Here is a 19,504-nt window from a genome sequence, read left to right as displayed (position 1 = left end):
GGGCGACAGCGGCTCCGCCTCGTCCCAGCGCTGCACGCGCGTCGCGGCGACCGCGCCAACGTCCGCACGATGAGCGCGCCGCCGCCCGGCGCGGCGGCCCGGCGGCCCGGCGGCGAACGTCAGCCGAGAAACAGCCGATAGGCGGGATTGCCGGTTTCCTCGCGATACGGATAGCCGAGCGCCGCGAGAAAGCGGTCGAACGCCGCGTGATCCGCCCGAGGCACCTGCAGGCCGACGAGAATCGAGCTCGCGTCGCCGCCCTGATTGCGGTAATGGAACAAGCTGATGTTCCAGTCGGGCGCCATCGACGACAGGAACTTCATCAGCGCGCCCGGCCGCTCCGGGAATTCGAAGCGGAACAGCCGCTCGTCGTGCGCGAGCGGCGAGCGGCCGCCCACCATGTAGCGGATGTGCTGCTTCGACAGCTCGTCGCCCGACAGATCGACGGTCGTGAAGCCGTGCGCGGCGAAGTTGCGCGCGATCTCGTCCGTTTCGTCGCGCCGCCGGATCTGCACGCCGACGAAGATGTGCGCCGATCGCGCATCGGCGATCCGGTAGTTGAACTCGGTCACGTTGCGCTCGCCGACGAGCGAGCAGAAGCGCCTGAAGCTGCCGCGCTCCTCGGGGATCGTCACCGCGAACACGGCCTCGCGCGCCTCGCCCACCTCGGCGCGCTCGGCGACGAAGCGCATCCGGTCGAAGTTCATGTTCGCGCCGGACGTGATCGCGACGAGCGTCTCGCCCTCGATCCCCTCGCGCTCCGCATATCGCTTCGCGCCCGCGACCGCGAGCGAGCCCGCCGGCTCGAGCACGCTGCGCGTATCCTGGAACACGTCCTTGATCGCCGCGCAAAGCGCGTCGGTGTCGACCGTCACGACGTCGTCGAGATACGCGGCGCAGAGGCGAAACGTCTCCTCGCCGACGAGCTTGACCGCGGTGCCGTCGGAGAAGAGCCCGACCTCGGCGAGCTCGACGCGCTTGCCCGCCGCGAGCGATTGCTTCATCGCGCACGAATCGTCGGTCTGCACGCCGATCACCTTGATCTCGGGGCGCACCGCCTTCACGTACGCGGCGACGCCCGCCGCGAGCCCGCCGCCGCCGATCGGCACGAAGATCGCGTGGATCGGCCCCTGATGCTGGCGCAGGATTTCCATCGCGACCGTGCCCTGGCCCGCGATCACGTAAGGATCGTCGAACGCCGGAATGAACGCGAGCCCCTCGCGCTGCTGGATGCGCAGCGCGTGCGCATACGCGTCGCTGTACGATTCGCCCGCCTGGACCACCTCGACAGTCGGCCCGCCGTGCGCGCGCACCGCGTCGACCTTCACGCGCGGCGCCGTCTGCGGCACGACGATCGTCGCCTTCACGCGCAGCCGCGCCGCCGCGAGCGCGACGCCCTGCGCGTGATTGCCCGCCGACGCGGTGATCACGCCGCGCGCGAGCGCGTCGGCGGACAGATGCGCGATCTTGTTGTACGCGCCGCGGATCTTGAAGGAGAACACCGGCTGCGTGTCCTCGCGCTTGAACCACACCGTGTTGCGCACGCGCGCCGACAGGTTTCCCGCGCGCTCGAGCGCCGTCTCGCGCGCGACGTCGTAGACGCGCGCGGTCAGGATCAGCTTCAGGTAATCATCGAGGGTGCCCGCGCTCGGCGCGATCGTCGCGGACGCGACGGGCATGAGGGTTTCGTGTGTTTCCGTTTCGGGTGTTTCCGTGACGGCATCGTCTGACTGCATGGCAGGCTCTCCTGGGAGTGGCCGCCCGGGAGACGGAAACAAAAAACCCGCCTCACGGGGCGGGTTGCTGTGACTGCTTTCGGATGCGCGCTAACCCACCATTCGATGAATGGTGCGAATAATGTGCGCAATGCGGAAGCCGTGGATATTCATGTGCGCAAGCTTGCGGGAGTACGCGCGGTTTGTCAATCCCGCCCGGCGCGCGTCGGAAAAAGACTTCAGTAAATCTCCGGCACGATCATCTCTCCCGGCACCGGGCGCCGGATGTAGTCGTCGTGATGCTCGCGCTGCGGCAGATACACCGAATCGCGCTCGATCTCGTAGTAAGGCACGAGGCTCAGCAGATGGTGGATGCAGTTCAGCCGCGCGCGCTTCTTGTCGACCGCCTGCACGACCCACCACGGCGCCTCGGGAATGTGCGTGCGCATCAGCATCTCCTCCTTCGCCGCCGTGTACGCCTCCCAGCGGCGCCGGCTCTCGAGATCCATCGGGCTCAGCTTCCATTGCTTGAGCGGATCCTCGATGCGGTTCTGGAAGCGGACTTCCTGCTCTTCGTCGGTGATCGAAAACCAGTATTTGACGATCTGGATCCCGCTGCGCGCGAGCATCTTCTCGAACTCGGGCACCGAGCGGAAGAACTCTTCGTATTCCGCGTCGGTGCAGAAGTTCATCACACGCTCGACGCCCGCGCGGTTGTACCAGCTACGGTCGAACAGCACGATCTCGCCGCCCGCCGGCAGATGCGCGACATAGCGCTGGAAGTACCACTGCGTGCGCTCGCGGTTGCTCGGCGCGGGCAGCGCGGCGACCCGGCACACGCGCGGATTCAGCCGCTGCGTGATCCGCTTGATCGCGCCGCCCTTGCCCGCCGCGTCGCGGCCCTCGAAGATCACGATGAGCCGGTGCCCCGTGCTCACGACCCAGTCCTGCAGTTTCACGAGCTCGCCCTGCATGCGGAACAGCTCGCGGAAGTAGCGCTTGCGCGCTTCGCGGCGCTCGGCGGAAAAGAGCGACTCGTCGTCGAAGCGGCGATCGTCGAACTCCATTTCGAGCTCTTCGTCATACGCGTCGACGAGATCCTCCTCGAAGCGGCGCTGCCGCTCGTGCAACGGCGCGGTGTCGCGCCGCGTGTCCTTCTCGCTCATGTCCATGTCGGCCTCCTTGCTGCGCGTCGCAGACGCGTTCCGTGGACATTATCGCAGGCTCGGATGTCGGGGGAATGACTGCGCGCCGGTGCCGCCCGGCGATTGCCCGCGAAAGGCGAGGAACCGCGCGCGCCGCCGATACCGGCGCGATCGCGCGCCGCGCCGTTCAGAACCGGTAATTGAGCAGCAACGTGCAGAGCAGCACGTTCGTGGTGAGCGTCGTCGTGTTCGACGCGAGAATCCGCTTCGTATCGTTGATGTTGACCGTGATCGCCGCCTTCAGCGGAATGTACGACAGCGAGGTCGACAGCGACAACTGGCGCGTGAGCTGATAGTTCGCGCCGACGACGAACACGGGCGTCCACGCGCTCTTCACGCTCGCCGTCGCGCGCACGCCGTTCGGCAGGATCAGGTTCGCGCCCGCCTGCAGCAGGCGATCAAACGCGCCCGGATCGGTGAGCAGCGATTGCAGATCGCCGAGCGAGATGCCCGCCGACAGCAGGCCGCCGAGCGACGCGAGCTTGTGTGCGAACACCGGGTTCAGGTTCGTGTTCGTGAAGCGCGTGTAGCTGATGCCGAGCCCGACGTACGGCCGGAGCCGGTCCTCGCGCTTGCCGAGGTAATACTTGAACACGGTCGACGCGAGCCACGCGCGCGTCGTGCCGAGCGGATTGCTCTGCGCGTTGCCGAGGTCGATGAGCGGCAGCCGCCCCTGCACGCCGGGGAAGATCTTGTCGAACGGCAGCCCGATGCTGCCGTGGCCGCGCATCGTCAGCTCGGGCGGGATCCCGCCGACGATCTCGGCCGCGACGTGCTCGCCGAAGAAATGCGTGAACGTGAACGCCGGCGTGTTCGTGTTGCTGATCGACACGGAGGAGCCCGGATTCACGAAGCTGCCGATTCCGAGCGCCGCCGTCGACGTCGTCACGGGCGTCGAGCGCCCGGTCGACAGCACGTAGTGCCAGCCGATCCCGATCATGTTGCTGTCGTCGCCCCGCAACTGCTCGAGAAGCGTCGGCCCCTGCGCCTCCGGCAAGTCGGGCAGCCGCTCCGGATCGATCGGGTGCAGCTCGTACGGCATCCGGTCGTAGCGCACGCCGGCGATGAAGCGCGGCGCCGCGCCAGCGGGCGGGCGGCGCGGCGCGGCGCTGTCGCCGCCGCCGTCGTCGCCGCCGCCGCCGGACGCGCACCCGCCGCCGTTGCACGCGTCGGCGGACGCCGCGCCGTCCGCTGGCGGCCCGCCGGGCGCGTCGGCGAAGCCGATGCCGTCGTCGCCCTCGGCGCGCACGCGCTGCGCGGCGGCGACCGCAGCGGCGCGCTGGCCGAGCGTGATCGTCTCTTCGGTGAGCTTGCGCGGGCGCGGCGCGTTCGGGTCCGAGGCGAACGCGCTCGATGCCGCCGATACGCCTGCCCCGTCCGGCGCGCCGTCCAGCGCCGCGCCACCGTTCGACGCCGCGCCGCGCCCCGCATCGGCCGCCGCCGCGTCCGCCGCCCGGCGGCGCGCGTCGCCGGGCACCGGTCCCCACGCGCTCGCGTCGAATCCGGGCGCGTCGCCGCCCGGAAAGAAGCCAATGCCGTCCGCGCCGTCGCGCCATCTCGCCGCGCCGCTGTCCTGCGCGTGCGCGGACCACGCGCATGCGAACAGCGTCGCGCCGAGCCAGCAGGACACCGGAGCGCGCCAGCCGCGGCGCGCACGTCGCCGTCGACGATGCTTGTCACCCCGCTTGTCACCCCGCTTGTCACCCATTACGCATCAGCCGTCACGCGGGCGTACCGAACATCCGCTGCCGGATCCGATACAACGGTTCGAACAGCCATTCGAGCAACGTGCGCTTCTCGAGCACGATGTCCGCCCTGAGCGTCATGCCGGCCTTCAGCGCGAGCGCCTTGCCTTCGAACGCGGGCCTGCGCTCGGCAAGCTCGACCCAGCTCTTGAAGTAGGTCTGCGGCGCGCCGTTGTCGGCCGGCAGATTCAGCTCCTTCGCGGTGAACGCGACGGGCGACACCGACAGCAGCTTGCCGCGATAGGTGCCGAACTTCTCGACCGGATAGCTGCCGTAGGCGAGCTTCACTTCCTGGCCCGGCTTGACGAAGCCGGCCTTCGACGACGGGATGTACAGCTCGGCGATGAGCCCGTCCGCCTTCGCGGGCAGGATCTCGACGACGCGCGTGCCGGGTGGATCGATCACGCTGCCCTGCACGACGTCGAGCCGCACGATCTGGCCGTCGGCGGGCGCGTAGAGCGCCTGGTTCACGCTCTCGTCGATGTTGTATTCCTTCGAGTTCAGCTCTTCCTGCTTGATCTTCAGCTCGGCGTTCGAACCGTCGTACTTGCTCTGCACGGTTTCCAGATCGCCGCGCAGCTTCATCGCGTTCTTCACGAGGTCGGCCCGGCGCAGCATCAGGTCCTGATACGCCTGGCTCGCCTGCAGGTATTGCGTGTTGACCTGGTTGTACTGCTCGAGCGTGACGACCTGCTCGTTGAGCAACTGCTTCACGCGGTCGCGCCGCTCCTGGTATTCGGAGACGATCCGCTTCTGGTCCTGGAGCTGCTTGTCGATGAGCCCGCGGCTTTGCTCGAACGCCGCGATCTGCTGATTGATCTGCTGGATCGTCGACTGGTATTCGAGCTTCGCCGCGTCGATCTGCTGGCCAACCTCGACGCGCTGCCGCTTGATCGATTCGCGCATCCCCTGCACGTTGTTCGCCTGCGACACGAAGCTCGTGTCGCGCGTGACGCTCAACAGCTTCTGCCCGGCCTTCACGTGCTGATCCTTCGCGACGAACACCTCGCGCACCGCCCATCCGGGCGGCGCGCCGACGCCGATCAGCCCGGAGCGCGGCGTGAGCACCCCCATCACGTTCTCGGTGTTCGCATACGTGAGGCGCACGAGCGCGACGATGAACATCGCGAACATCGCGATCGACAGATAGCAGAAAAAGCGCATCGAAATCGGCACGTCGACGACGCCGTTGATCACGGTGCCGAACGTCGTACCGCGCGCGAGCTTGCGCGGCGTCTTCTGCTCTCTCAGAGCGGTCATCCAGATTGGCATGGGCGAAACTCGTCAGGCGCTGCGCAGCGTCCGCGCGGCGGCGCGCGCATTCTGCTCGAGCAACGGGGATGGCATCAGGTACGGCGTGAAGTGCTCCCAGAAGTGCCATTGCTCGGGCTGCTTCACGAGCGCTTCCTCGAGCTTGTCGGCAATCCGCTGGTGGGTGGCCGCGACGCGCGACGCGTCGTCGGCGACGCCGAGCATCCGCGACACGGGCCGCGCGTCGAGCGCGACGAAATGCACTTTGCACGCGTCGCGAAACGGCACGCCCGTCGCGTACGACACGAGCACCGGAATGTCGTGCTCGACCGCGAGCTTCACGCCGCCGCCCGCGAGCCGCACCCAGCGGCCGCCGAGCCGGCATGCGTTGGTCTTGCCGAAGCGGCCGTGCAAGTCGGAGAACAGCAGGAACACGGGCGCCTCCTTGCGCAAGCCCGTGACGAGCCGGCGCAGATGCACGCGCTGCTCGATGTCGATCAGCTCGATCTTGCCCGCGCCGTATTCTTCGACGAGGCGCTGCGCGTCGTCGAAGAACGCGCCCGGCGCGTCCTTGTGCATCACGATCATCATCTTGCGGTCGCCGGGAATCATCAGCCGCAGCTTCGACACGAACAGCATCAGATTGCCGAAGTGCAGCCCCGCGAGCATCAGCGGGCCGCCTCGCGCGAGCGCCGCGCGCAGCACGGGTTCGCCCTCGCATGCCATCCGGTCGATCAGCGCCTTCATCGACGCGATGCTGTGCGAGCGCAGCATCAGCCCCGCGACCTCGGCCTCGAACAGCTCGCGCACGATGCCGTCGGCGACGCCGCGAATGCGCGCGGGATCGTCGTTCAGGTGCGCGCTCAGCATGTGCCGCACCGACATCTCGATCGAGCCGCGGATCGACGGAAACAGGCGCAGGCACACGCCCGCGCACCAGCGCATCATGCCGAGCCCGCGCTCGGGCGAGCGGCCGAGCGCGACCCGCTTGACCACCCGCCGCACGAAAAAGCAGTACGAGAATGCATTGAAGAGAAAAAGCCGCATCAGCGTCATTTCTGCACCTCCAGCTCCGGCTGCCGCGCGGGCGTGATGTCGGCCAGGCGGCCATCGCGCATTTCGTAGATGCGCTCGACCATCGACAGGATCGACGCATCGTGCGTGACGAGCACGATCGTGCACGGCAGCGTCAGCACGTTGCGGCAGATTTCGTGCGTCGTCGCCTGGTCGAGGTTCGACGAGAACTCGTCGAGGATCAGCAGGCGCGGCTCGCAATACAGCGCGCGCGCGATCAGCAGCCGCTGCATCTGGCCCGCCGACAGGAATTTCTGCGTGTCGCCGAGCGGCGTGTCGTAGCGGTTGTCGAGCACGTCGATGTCGCGATCGATGCACGCGAGGCGCGCGGCCTCGTGCATCGCGCCCAGGCGCGGCGCGGGCGCGAAGTTCGTGATGTTGTCGCGGATCGTGCCGCGGAACAGTTGATCCGACTGCGTGACCGCCGCGACGTGCTTCCGGTAGAGTCTCAGGTTCACCTCGGACAAATCGACGCCGCCGACGAACAGCGAGCCGGGCGCCGGCTGGTACAGCCCGCAGATCAGGTTCAGCAGCGTCGTCTTGCCGCTGCCGGTGCGGCCGACGATCGCAATCTTCGCGCCGGCCGGCACGTCGAGATTCACGTCTTCGAGAATCGCACGGCGGCCGCCCTTCGGTGTGTACGTCAGCGCACGGATCGACAGCGAGCCGTCGAAATGCTCGATCGAGCGCACCGGCGCGTCGGGCGCGGGCTCCTCGGTCTCGGTCTGCAGCACGTCGGCGACGCGGTCCATGTGAACCTGCAGCACCTTGCGCCGCACGTAGAGCTGGATCGAATCGACGAACTTGTCGGCGAACAGGTTCTTGTATTGGATGAATGCGTAGATGATGCCGATCGTGCTCTGGCCGTGCATCACGAGCCACGCGCCGTACGTGACGATCACGAGCTGCTCGACGTGGACGATGCCCTTCGAGATCGCATCGAACAGCAGTTGCAGCCGCTCCTGCTGGCGCACCGCCTGCAGCTTCTGCGTGAACGCGTTCACCCACAGGCTGCTGCGCGCCGTCTCCGACGACAGCAGCTTGATCGAATGCGCGGAGCGGATGTTCTCGATGAGGAGCGCGTCGGCCTCGGCGCCGCGCGTGAGGATCTGCGACATCGCATCCTGCAGTTGCGGCTGGATCGCGAGCCGCGACAGCGCGAACAGCACCATCCCCGCGAGGCTGATGCCGGCGAGCACCGGGCTGTAGTACAGCATCAGCACGAGCGTGACGACGCACGTGAAGATATTGAGCAGCCCGCCGATCAGCCCGTCGACGAGAAAGCGGCCGATTTCCGACACCGACGACACGCGCGAGATCGAATCGCCCGTGTTGTGGAACAGGTAATAGCCGATCGGCAGCCGCGCGAGATGCCCGACCATGTTCGACGACAACTGCTGCGACACGATGTTGCGCAGGTAGCTCTTGATGTTGCCGACGAGGTTCGCATACAGCGTGTCGAACAGGAACACGATGCCGAACAGGATCGTCAGCAGGTACAGGATGTCGACGTCGGTCTTCTTCAGCGCCTCGTCGATCGTCAGTTGCACGTATGACGGCCCGAGCAGCAGCAGCAACTGCGCGGCGATGCCGCCCGCGACGCCGAGCAGGATGCTCTTGCGGATGCCCGTCAAGCCGACCAGATAGTCGCTCAGACGGATCCTGTCCGACGTGCCGACATGCTTGAAGCCGATGTCCGGATTGAGCTCGAGCGCGTAGCCCGTGATCTGCGTGAGCGCCTGCGCGAGCGGCAGCCTCGTCTCGCCGAGCGCCGGATCGACGATGTGCACGCTGCCGTAGCAGACCTTCGTCAGCACGACGTAGTGGTTCATCCCCCAGTGCAGGATGCAGGGCAGCTTCAGCGCGTCGATCTCGTTCGCTTCGAACTGGAGCCCGCGCGCGCGCATCCCGAGGTCGTTCGCGATCTCCATCAGATCGAAGAACGACAGCCCGGAATCGATCCTGACCGGATACCGGTTGCGCAGCGTGCGCAACGTGGTGTCGCGGCCGTGCCAGGTCGCGATCATCGCAAGGCACGCGAGACCGCACTCGGTCACCTCGTCCTGAAGAATGGGCCTGACTTTATTTGTATTGAACCACATAGCTTGCGAATCGCTGGACACGACAATGCCGGCCCGCGCGCGGCGCGATCTGGCCCGAGGCCTGCGCGCGAGCGCGGCGTGAACGCGCGCCCCGCCTGTGCGGAACGCGACGGGAGACGATGCGCGAAACCGGCGTCAGTTGCCGGAGCCGAGCGCCATCTTGAACTGGTTGACGGCCTGGGCCTGGTACTCGGTCAGGAGCCCGTTGACGACGGGACCGATCGACTGATTCGCAAGGGAAACCGTGTAGGCGGCCGAGTTGGCGTATGCGGAGCCTCCGCCGCGGATCGCACGGGCCTGCTGTTCTGATATGGCTTGCATTGGGGTGGCCTTTACGCTGGTAGCGATGTCATCGACCCGAATCCGCATCCGCCCGAGCGGACGACCCCATTCGGAGATGCCTCGACATCACTGTCTCCTGATCATTTCCTCCGATTGCCAACGAAAACGAATGAATAAATGTTTTTATATCTCGATTGGCCACGGATTACCGTTTTTACAGCTCGAACTTCGGATGATTTTACGCGGGGGGCGCCTCCCCGCGCGAATGCGACGGCTAGTGCTTACTTGCCGTTGCTATTGAAGTTCTTCGGGTCTTGCAGATAGCCGCCGAGCGTCGGCATGAACTGGCCGAGCGCCGTGAACAGCGGACCGGACGCCGCCGCCAGCGTGCCCAGCGAGCTGATCGGGCCGCCACCGTTGACCATCCTGGCCTGCTCCATCGTCATGACCTTCATAACTATCTCCTCGTAAAGAATAAAGACGACGTCAAGACTTCTCTATTAATGCCAATGGCCGTAAATAACCGAACGACGTTTATTTTTTATCGCTGCGATTACAAGCCGGAATCAGGCTATCATGCGCCCAAGACAGAAACAAGATGGCCGGCCGCGTCTTATATAGATTTTTGACGATCCGGAATTCACCAAAAAGATGCATGCGTTTCAACTCATTATTTAAAACGTTTAATTTGTGTCGCAGACCGCTTGACACAAGGCGGAAGAGGGAGACGGAGATGTTTGAAACAGCGAATTTGGGTGCCTCGTCTAAATTTCGGCATGCGGGTTTTCACTTAACGACAAAATCCTTTCGGCTTCACGTCAATGTGGCTTACGTTACTGTTTGCGCGGCGCTTGCCGCACTCGGCACCGGTTCCGAATCGGCGCGCGCATTCTGTCTCGACGACGCTTATCAGCACGCGATCTCGAACGATCCGAAATTCCTCCAGGCGCGCGCCGAATACGACGCCGCGCGGCAGAAGTTTCCGCAGGCGCGCGCGCAGATGCTGCCGCAGGTGAGTGCGCAGCTCGAATGGGGCCGCTACGGCACGCACGCGAACCTGTTCGGCATCGACGTGAGCGGCAACAGCACCGCCGCGTACGGCGCCGCGCAGCTCTCGCAGGCGCTCTTCAACATGCCGTACCTGTACGACATGAGCCGCGCGAAGGAATTCGAGGAATCCGCGCGGCAGCAGCTCGAAGTCGCGAAGCAGGAGCTGATCATGCGCGTCGCGAACGCGTGCTTCGATCTGCTGTCCGCGCGCGAGAAACTGCAGCTCGCCGACGACGAAGTCGACGCGCTCACGCGCCTCGAGAGCGACACGCGCCGCATGGCGCAGCTCGGCATGAAGACGATCGGCGACACGGCCGAGATCGAGGCGCGCAGAAGCCTCGCGCAATCGGACGAGGCGCTCGCGCGCACCGACGTCGAGGCGCGCCGCGCCCGCTACGAGACGCTGCTCGGCTCCGCGATCGACTTCACGCGCTGGCCGCGGCTCGCGATGCACGGCGTGTCGCCGCGCATTCCGACGGGCGACTACCAGCCTCAGGACAACCCGTCGTATCAGCAGGCGTACCGCGACCTGCGCGTCGCGCGGCTCGCGTCGAAACGCATCAACGCGGAGCACCTGCCGACCGTCGATCTGTTCGCGACGTATTCGCGCGGCCTCAATCCGAACCTGCGCGGCCTCACCGACAAGAACGACTTCCATCAGAGCGCGATCGGCGTGCAGGTGACGATTCCGATCTTCTCGGGCGGCAGCGTGCACTACCGGAAGATCGAGGCCGACCACGTCGCGACGCAGTACCAGAACCGGCTGCGCGAAGTCGAGCAGCAACTGAGCACCGACCATCGCGAGACGCTCGCGGCGCTGCAATCGATCGGCGCGCGAATCCGCGCGCTGCAGCAGTCGCTGCAGGCGGCGCGGCTCGCGTACGACTCGTCGATGAAGGCGCACCAGGTGGGCTACAGCACGACTTACGAGACGCTGAACCTGCGCACCGACATCTCGAACATCCGCCAGAAGCTGTTCGAGAGCTACCTCGACGCGCTGAAGCTGCAACTGAAGCTCAAGGGCATTCTCGGCACGCTGGACGAGCAGTCGCTCGTCGCGGTCGACAGCTTCCTCGCGAGCAATGCGGCGCAAACGGACCGGAAGAGCGAATGAGCGCCCGCGCCGCTACGTGCGTCGATGAACGGCTGCCACGTCCAACGATGCGAAGCGATCGCGGCGCTGCGCGCTCACTGGATCACGCGCGACACGCCGCGGCCGCGCGGATCGGACACGGCCTCGGGCGTCTTGCCGTCGATCTGGATCGCCTGGATGTCGCCGCTGAAATCCTGGCCCTTCAGCGTGTAGCCCTTCGCCTCGATGCCCTTCGCCAGATCGCCGTCGATCGGGTGGTACGGCTCCCAGAAGATCGTGTTCGGCGGCAGCAGTTGATGGTGAAAGCGCATCGCGCCGACCGCGTCCTTCAGCGGCATCCTGAAGTCGTACAGGTTCGTGATCACCTGGAAGATCGACGTGAAGATCCGCGAGCCGCCCGGCGTGCCGATCACGAGCGCGACCTTGCCGTCCTTCGTCAGGATCGTCGGCGACATCGACGACAGCGGCCGCTTCCTCGGCTCGATCGCGTTCGCGTCGCTGCCGACGACGCCGAACATGTTCGCGACGCCCGGCTTCGCGGAGAAGTCGTCCATCTCGTCGTTGAGCACGATGCCCGTGCCTTCGGCGACGACGCCCGAGCCGAAGTAGCCGTTGATCGTGTACGTGTTCGACACCGCGTTGCCCCACTTGTCGACGACCGAGAAGTGCGTCGTCTCCGCCTTCTCCGGCATCGACGTGCCCAGGCCCGGCTGCACGCTCTTCGTGTCGGACGGCTTCTCCGGATTCACCTCGGCCGCGCGCTTCGCGATGTACGCGTCGCCGGTGAGCTGCGCGACGGGCACCTTGTAGAAGTCCGGGTCGCCGAGATACTGCGCGCGATCGGCGAACACGCGCTTCTCGATCTCGGCGATCAGGTGCACATATTGCGGCGAATTGAGCGAGACGCCGTCGAAGTCGGCCTTGCGGTCCGCCTTCATCTTCAGCAACTGGACGAGGCCGATGCCGCCCGAGCTCGGCGGCGGCGCGGTGATCACGCGATAGCCGTTCCAGCTCGCCTGGATCGGCTCGCGCCACACCGCCTTGTACTGAATCAGGTCCTGCTTCGTGATCAGGCCGCCGCCCTTCTTCATCGACGCGGCGATCAGGTCGGCCGTCCTGCCGTCGTAGAAGTCCTTCGCGCCGTCGTTCGCGATGCGCGCGAGCACCGCCGCGAGCTCCGGCTGCCTGAAGTTCGCGCCCGCCTTCAGGCCGCTGAAATATTGATCGAAGTTCGTCTTGCCGCCGAACTCCTTCGACGCGTCGACGCCGCGCTGCGCGAGCTGCTCGTCGACGATGAAGCCGTCGCGCGCATAGCGGACCGCGGGCGCGAGCACCTGCTTCCACTTCAGCTTGCCGAAGCGCTTCTGCACTTCCCACATCCCGGCCACCGTGCCCGGCACGCCGACCGCGCGATCGCCGTACAGGCTCATGCCCTTGACGACGTTGCCGTCCTTGTCGAGATACATGTCCTTCGTCGCGGCGAGCGGCGCGCGCTCGCGATAGTCGAGGAAGTACGGCTTGCCGCCGATGTAGACGGTCATGAAGCCGCCGCCGCCGATGTTGCCCGCTTCCGGATAGGTGACGGCGAGCGTGAACGCGATCGCGACCGCGGCGTCGACCGCGTTGCCGCCCTGCTTGAAGATCTGCTCGGCCGCGTCGGCGCTGTATTTGTCGGCGACCGCGACGGCCGAGCCGTCCAGCACGACGTGCTGCTGCGGGCCTTTCGCGTGAGCGGGCGCGCTCGGCAGGAAGCCGGCGACCGCCGTGCTCATGAGTGCGGCGAGCACCGTCGACTTGAAGCGATTCGTTGCGTTCATGACATGTCTCCCATTTGGATCTCCTTGCTAATTGGGGCACGAAAGTTCGATGAATAGGCTTATAGCATGGCCGCGCGCGTATACAAAAATGGGGTTTCGTAGGCACGCCGGCGGGCGGGCCGCACGCGGGCGAAGCGCGTCGCACCGGATGGCGGCGACTCACGCCGGACGGCCATGCGGCGCGCGGAGGCCGTCGGGGCGGGACCGACGGCGCCGGATCGTGACGGCGCGTGAAGCAATGCAGCTTGAATCAACATGGTTAGTTGCATCGCAGAATTCGACGACGACAGCGCATCGTGCGACCGCGGAATGCCTGCATCCGGCACGACGCCGGCGTTGGCCGGATGGACCGTGGCCTTGACGCATCACACGAGCGCCGCACTGCTTGCAACTACTCGTTCGAGCGCATCGACCCGCGCCGAAAATTTTCCTTCCCCGCCGCTGCGCGCAGCGCGCCAAATCTGCGAAGATAGCGCCCCCTTTCGATTTCGGCGGTACGCCGACGCAATACCGGCATGGCATCACACGCAGCACATCATGCGAGCGGCTGGGCCGCGGGGCTCGTCGCCGCGGCGCTCGTCGCGCAGGCGGGCGCGGCGGGACCGTGGCACGTCTACAGCCTCGCCGCGTTCGCGGCGGGCGTCGCGGGCGGCACCGCGCCCGACTGGCTCGAACTCGCGTGGTGGCGCCGCTCGCGGCGGCTCTGGGTCACGCATCGCACCGTCACGCACTGGGGCGTCGCGTGGGTCGCAATGCTCGTCTTCGCGTACCGGTCGCTCGGCCATCGCCACGGGTGGGCGGCGCCGCTTTTCGGCTTCGCGTGCGGCGGCCTCGTCCACCTGATCGCCGACTGGCCGAACCCGCTCGGCGTGCCGTGGCTGTGGAAGCGCCATTCGCTGAACTGGTGGAACAGCGGGCACTGCGATCTGATCGTCGTCGCGGCCGCATGGGCGGGCGCGCTGTGGCTCGCGCAGGCCGCGTGGGGGCACGCGGCGCCGCTCGCGCACTGGCTCGGCTGGCTGCGCACGGTGTGACGCCCGGCAGACGGCATGCCCGGCCGACGTCGACATACGGCCCGGCCTGCGCCGCGGCCGCCGGCATAATGGCGAACGCGGCCTCGCCGCGCCCTTCGACGATCGGGCCGGATCGTCCGTGACACAACGCACAAGAACATGACCGACGACATCACGACGCCTCCGCCTTCGTCCGGCACTGACGCGGCGGCTATTCGCTCGCCGACGTTGCGCTGTCCCTCCTCAACGTCTGGTGGATCGTCGGCGTCTGGCGCGCGGCCAGGCAGCACATCGCCCGCACCGGCCGCCGATTCTGGGCGCGCGCGGCACAGGTGACGGTGGCGCTCGTCGCGGCGCGCATCGTCTATTCGATCGTGGCCATTCCGCACTCGATCGAGACGCTCCAGTTCCTCGTCATCAATCCGGGGAGCCTGTTCACGGACCCGGTCGGCACGCTGAGGAACTGGCTGTTCTGACGGCTGTCGGGGCGGCGGCGACTCGCACCGCGCCGATCGCTCCGATCCCCCTACCGCGCGCCGCAGTGCAACGCGCCGCCGTTTGCGTTTCGCCTGCAGGCCGCCCGCGCGTCTGGCACACTATCCCGCTGGGCCGGGCCGAGCCTTGCAACGCCCGCGCCCGCCCTCACTTACGGTAGCGATGGACATCACCCCCACCCGCCCCGCCGCCGGCGCGCTCGGCGCGTTCCACCCCGTCGTCGCCGCCTGGTTCTCCGGCACGTTCGCCGCGCCCACCACCGCGCAGGCGCTCGCGTGGCCGCACATCAAGGCCGGCCGCTCGACGCTCGTCGCCGCGCCGACGGGCTCCGGCAAGACGCTCACCGCGTTCCTGTCCGCGCTCGACGATCTCGTGCGCGACGCGCTCGCGCACGACGGCGCGCTGCCGGACGAGACGCTCGTCGTCTACGTGTCGCCGCTGAAGGCGCTGTCGAACGACATCCACGTCAACCTCGACGTGCCGCTCGCCGGCATCGCCGCCGAGATTGCGCGGCGCGGGCTGCCCGTGCCGCAGATCCGCACCGCGGTGCGCACCGGCGACACCACGCAGGCCGAGCGCGTCGCGCACCGCAAGCACGCGCCGCACATTCTCGTCACGACCCCGGAATCGCTGTACGTGCTGCTGTCGTCCGAATCGGGCCGGCGGATGCTCGCGAGCACGCGCACCGTGATCGTCGACGAAATCCACGCGCTCGCGACAGCCAAGCGCGGCAGCCATCTCGCGCTGTCGCTCGAGCGGCTCGACGCGCTCGTCGGCCGCAAGCTGCCGCGCATCGGGTTGTCCGCGACGCAAAAGCCGGTCGAGGCGGTCGCGCGCTTTCTCGTCGGCGGCCGCGGCGACGCGCCGCTCGATTGCGCGATCGTCGATACCGGCCACACGCGCACGCGCGATCTCGCGCTCGAATTGCCGCCCGTTCCGCTCGGGCCGGTGATGGCGAACGACGTGTGGGAACGCCTCTACGACCGCATCGCGGAACTGGCCGCCGCGCACCGGACGACGCTCGTGTTCGTCAACACGCGCCGGATGGCCGAGCGCGCGGCGCGCCATCTCGCGGACCGGCTCGGCGCGGACGCGATCGCCGCGCACCACGGCAGCCTCGCGAAGGAGCACCGCTTCGACGCCGAGCAGCGCCTGAAGCACGGCAGGCTGAAGCTGCTCGTCGCGACCGCGTCGCTCGAGCTCGGCATCGACATCGGCGATGTCGACCTCGTCTGCCAGCTCGGCTCGCCGCGCGGCATCGCGCCGTTCCTGCAACGCGTCGGACGCTCCGGGCACCGCGTCGGCGGCGTGCCGAAGGGGCGGCTCTTTCCGCTGTCGCGCGACGAGCTCGTCGAATGCGCGGCGCTCCTCGACTGCGTGCGGCGCGGCGAGCTCGATCTGCTGCGCATCCCGCGCGCGCCGCTCGACGTGCTCGCGCAGCAGCTCGTCGCCGAAGTCGCCTGCCGCGAATGGGACGAGCACGCGCTCTATCGCTGCGTGACGCAGGCCGCGCCCTACGCGACGCTCGCGCGCGAGACGTTCGACGACGTGCTGAAGATGCTCGCCGAGGGCTTCACGAGCCGGCGCGGCGCGCGCGCCGCGTACCTGCATCGCGACGTCGTCGCGCACACGGTGCGCGGGCGGCGCGGCGCGCGGCTCGCGGCCGTCACGTCGGGCGGCACGATCCCCGACAACGCCGACTACGCGGTGCTGCTCGAGCCGCAAGGCGTGAACATCGGCACCGTCAACGAGGACTTTGCGGTCGAGAGCCTCGCGGGCGACGTGTTCCAGCTCGGCAACCAGTCGTACCGGATCATCCGGATCGAGACGGGGCGCGTGCGCGTCGAGGATGCGCACGGGCAGGCGCCGAACATCCCGTTCTGGCTCGGCGAGGCGCCCGCGCGCAGCGACGAGCTGTCGGCGGGCGTCGCGCGGCTGCGCGCGCAGGTCGACGCGCTGCTTGCGCGCGGCGATGCGGCCGGCGCGCCCGCGGCCGCACCCGCGCCGCGCCGCCTCGCGCCCGTGCTCGCGTGGCTGACGGGCGAGCTCGGCATCGACGCCGAGGCCGCGCGGCAGATCGCCGACTACCTCGCGCGCGCCCGTGCGGCGCTCGGCGCGCTGCCGACGCAGGACACGCTCGTGATGGAGCGCTTCTTCGACGAATCGGGCGGCATGCAGCTCGTGATCCATTCGCCGTTTGGCAGCCGGATCAACCGCGCGTGGGGCCTCGCGCTGCGCAAGCGCTTCTGCCGCAGCTTCAACTTCGAGCTGCAGGCGGCCGCGACCGACGACGCGCTGATCCTCTCGCTGTCGCTCGCGCACAGCTTCGCGCTCGACGAGGTGTGGCGCTACCTGCGCGCGTCGAGCGCCGAGCACGTGCTGATCCAGGCGCTCCTCGACGCGCCGCTCTTCACCGCGCGCTGGCGCTGGAACGCGACGACGTCGCTCGCGCTGCCGCGCTTCGCGGGCGGCCGCAAGGTCGCGCCGCAACTGCAGCGGATGAGGAGCGACGATCTGCTCGCGACCGTGTTCCCCGATCAGGTCGCATGCGCGGAGAACATCGTCGGCGAGCGCGAAGTGCCGAAGCATCCGCTCGTCGACCAGACGCTCGACGACTGCCTGCACGACGCGATGGACACCGAAGGCTGGCTCGCGCTGCTGCGGCGGATCGAGACGGACGGCGTCGCGCTCGTCGCGCGCGATCTGAGCGCGCCGTCGCCGCTCGCGGCCGAGATCCTGAACGCGAAGCCGTACGCGTTCCTCGACGACGCGCCGCTCGAAGAGCGCCGCACGCAAGCGGTGCTCGCGCGGCGCTGGACCGATCCGGAATCGGCCGACGATCTCGGCGCGCTCGACGCGGGCGCGATCGACTCGGTGCGCGACGAGGCGTGGCCGCTCGTGCGCGACGACGACGAGATGCACGACGCGCTCATCGGGCTAGCATGCGTCGCCGACGATGAAATCGATTCGCACGACGGCTGGCGCGCGTGCGCCGCGCGGCTCGCGGCGGGCCGGCGCGCGGCGCGGCTCGCGCTCGCCGGCGGCCGCGGGCTGTGGATTGCCGCCGAGCGCGTCGCGTGCATGCGCGCGCTGTACGGCGAGGACGTCGCGCCCGATCCGCCGCTTGCCCCGCCGCCCGGCTTCGACGCGCCGTGGGAGCGCGACGCCGCGCTCGTCGACGTGATCCGCGCACGCCTCACGGGCTTCGGCCCGCTCACGGCCGACGCGCTCGCCGCGCCGCTCGCGCTGCCCGCCGCGTCGGTCGCGATCGCGCTCGCCGCGCTCGAGCGCGAGGGCTACGCGATGCGCGGACGCTTCACGCCGGGCGCGCGCGACGACGAATGGTGCGAGCGGCACCTGCTCGCGCGCATCCATCGCTATACGGTCAAGCGCCTGCGCCGCGAGATCGAGCCCGTCGAGCTCGCGGATTTCATGCGCTTCCTGTTCCACTGGCAGCGCGTCGCGCCCGATACGCGCGGCTTGGGCGTGGATGCGCTCGCGCCGGTCGTCCATCAGCTCGAAGGCTTCGAGGCGGCCGCGAGCGCGTGGGAAGACGAGATCCTGCCCGCGCGGCTCGCCGACTACGTGACAGGCGGCCTCGACGAGCCGTGCCGCGCCGGCAAGCTGACGTGGACGCGGCTCGGCGCGCCGCCGAAGGCCGCGAGCGCGCCGGTGAAGACGACGCCCGTCGTGCTGCTGCCGCGCCGCGAGCTCGCGGTCTGGCAGGCGCTGCGCGATCCGGCCGCGCTGCCGGCGCTGTCCGCGCGCGCCGAGCGCGTGCGCGCGACGCTCGCCGCGTATGGCGCGATGTTCTTCGACGAGCTGACCGCGCACGCGCGCCTGTTGCCCGTCGAGCTCGAGCGCGCGCTCGGCGAGCTCGTCGCGGCGGGCCTCGTCAATGCGGACAGCTTCGCGGGCCTGCGCGCGCTGATCCGGCCGGCCGCGCAGCGCAGTGCGCACCTGTCGTCGCGCGTGCGGCGCGGCGGCGCGCTGATCGGCGGGATGGACGACGCGGGGCGCTGGGCGCTCGTGCAGCGGCTGCCGCTCGCGCCGCTCGATTTTGATGAAGACGACGATGACGCATCCGGCGGCAGCGCGCGCCGCTCCGGCGCATCCGTCGCCGATGCCGATGCGCGCATCGCGCGCGCGATGCGTGCGGCGCCGCCGCCGACGGGCCGCCATGCGATCGCGCCCGCCGCGCTCGAGCACGTCGCGCGGACGCTGCTGCGCCGCTACGGCGTCGTGTTCTGGCGCATCCTCGCCTGCGAGGCCGAATGGATGCCGGGCTGGCGCGAGCTGCTGCCCGTCTACCGGCGGCTCGAGGCGCGCGGCGAGATCCGCGGCGGCCGCTTCGTCGCGGGCCTCGCGGGCGAGCAGTTCGCGCTGCCCGACGCGATCCCGATCCTGCGCGAGCTCCGCCGTCGGCCGGCCGAAGGGTTGCTGCTGTGCGTGAGCGGGGCCGATCCGCTCAATCTGACAGGCACGCTGCTGCCCGGCGAGCGCGTGCCCGCGCTCGCGGGCAACCGGCTCCTGTTCCGCGACGGCGTGCCGATCGCCGCGCTCGTCGGCGGGCAGTTCGTCTATGCGCGCGAGCTCGACGCAGCCGGGCAGGACGACGCGCGCGCGAGGCTTGCGCGGCATCGGTAACGCGGGCCGCGGGGT

The 19,504-nt window shown here is 68.5% G+C and carries 12 protein-coding genes and 1 pseudogene; 4 read left to right on the top strand and 9 right to left on the bottom strand.

Annotated elements, in window-relative coordinates; translation table 11 throughout:
* Positions 1-119: 119 nt before the first annotated feature.
* The 8 genes from ilvA to WT16_RS28695 all read right to left on the bottom strand — a co-directional run bounded on the left by ilvA (position 120) and on the right by WT16_RS28695 (position 9,829).
* Positions 120-1,679 carry a threonine ammonia-lyase, biosynthetic gene (ilvA, locus tag WT16_RS28730; RefSeq protein ID WP_063534785.1) on the bottom strand — a complete coding sequence of 520 codons (1,560 nt, stop codon included), beginning with the start codon at positions 1,677-1,679 and terminating at the stop codon, positions 120-122.
* Between the two features lie 275 nt (positions 1,680-1,954).
* Positions 1,955-2,887 (bottom strand): polyphosphate kinase 2, encoded by a 933-nt coding sequence (gene ppk2, locus WT16_RS28725; RefSeq protein WP_006027078.1) that lies wholly within the window; start codon positions 2,885-2,887, stop codon positions 1,955-1,957.
* Positions 2,888-3,047: 160 nt separating this feature from the next.
* Positions 3,048-4,628: an OmpW family outer membrane protein gene (locus WT16_RS34185; RefSeq protein WP_063534784.1), complete on the bottom strand. Its 1,581-nt coding sequence runs from the start codon at positions 4,626-4,628 to the stop codon at positions 3,048-3,050.
* Positions 4,629-4,641: 13 nt separating this feature from the next.
* The gene (locus tag WT16_RS28715) at positions 4,642-5,937 is read right to left on the bottom strand and encodes an HlyD family efflux transporter periplasmic adaptor subunit (protein WP_015602969.1); all 1,296 of its coding nucleotides are present in this window, start codon (positions 5,935-5,937) and stop codon (positions 4,642-4,644) included.
* 12 nt (positions 5,938-5,949) lie between these two features.
* Positions 5,950-6,972, bottom strand: a complete 1,023-nt coding sequence (locus tag WT16_RS28710; protein WP_063534783.1) for a hypothetical protein — start codon at positions 6,970-6,972, stop codon at positions 5,950-5,952.
* Complete coding sequence (locus tag WT16_RS28705) at positions 6,969-9,092, bottom strand: peptidase domain-containing ABC transporter (RefSeq protein ID WP_015604065.1); 2,124 nt, start codon at positions 9,090-9,092, stop codon at positions 6,969-6,971. Before WT16_RS28705 ends, WT16_RS28710 begins: the two co-directional genes overlap by 4 nt.
* Before the next feature lie 135 nt (positions 9,093-9,227).
* Positions 9,228-9,413: a hypothetical protein gene (locus WT16_RS28700; RefSeq protein ID WP_015603767.1), complete on the bottom strand. Its 186-nt coding sequence runs from the start codon at positions 9,411-9,413 to the stop codon at positions 9,228-9,230.
* Positions 9,414-9,655: 242 nt separating this feature from the next.
* Entirely contained in the window at positions 9,656-9,829 is a 174-nt protein-coding gene (locus tag WT16_RS28695; protein ID WP_009915194.1) for a hypothetical protein, read from the bottom strand.
* 143 nt (positions 9,830-9,972) lie between these two features.
* Here WT16_RS28695 and WT16_RS28690 point away from each other — a divergent pair, with 143 nt between their 5' ends.
* Positions 9,973-11,538: a TolC family protein gene (locus WT16_RS28690; RefSeq protein ID WP_197486522.1), complete on the top strand. Its 1,566-nt coding sequence runs from the start codon at positions 9,973-9,975 to the stop codon at positions 11,536-11,538.
* Positions 11,539-11,612: 74 nt separating this feature from the next.
* Here the strand turns inward: WT16_RS28690 and ggt are convergent, their stop codons facing one another.
* Complete coding sequence (gene ggt, locus WT16_RS28685) at positions 11,613-13,334, bottom strand: gamma-glutamyltransferase (protein WP_015602499.1); 1,722 nt, start codon at positions 13,332-13,334, stop codon at positions 11,613-11,615.
* Between the two features lie 515 nt (positions 13,335-13,849).
* Here ggt and WT16_RS28680 point away from each other — a divergent pair.
* The 3 genes and pseudogenes from WT16_RS28680 (at position 13,850) to WT16_RS28670 (ending at position 19,489) form a co-directional block, all read left to right on the top strand.
* Positions 13,850-14,368: a metal-dependent hydrolase gene (locus WT16_RS28680; RefSeq protein WP_006027071.1), complete on the top strand. Its 519-nt coding sequence runs from the start codon at positions 13,850-13,852 to the stop codon at positions 14,366-14,368.
* Between the two features lie 69 nt (positions 14,369-14,437).
* Positions 14,438-14,823: pseudogene (locus WT16_RS33275) on the top strand (hypothetical protein); the annotation flags it as partial.
* Between the two features lie 181 nt (positions 14,824-15,004).
* Entirely contained in the window at positions 15,005-19,489 is a 4,485-nt protein-coding gene (locus WT16_RS28670; RefSeq protein WP_063534781.1) for a DEAD/DEAH box helicase, read from the top strand.
* Positions 19,490-19,504: the final 15 nt, after the last annotated feature.

Origin of the sequence: Burkholderia sp. MSMB1589WGS, assembly GCF_001636105.1 — a bacterium.
GTDB classification, from domain to species: Bacteria; Pseudomonadota; Gammaproteobacteria; order Burkholderiales; family Burkholderiaceae; genus Burkholderia; species Burkholderia humptydooensis.
This window is presented reverse-complemented; position numbering and strand designations above follow the sequence as displayed.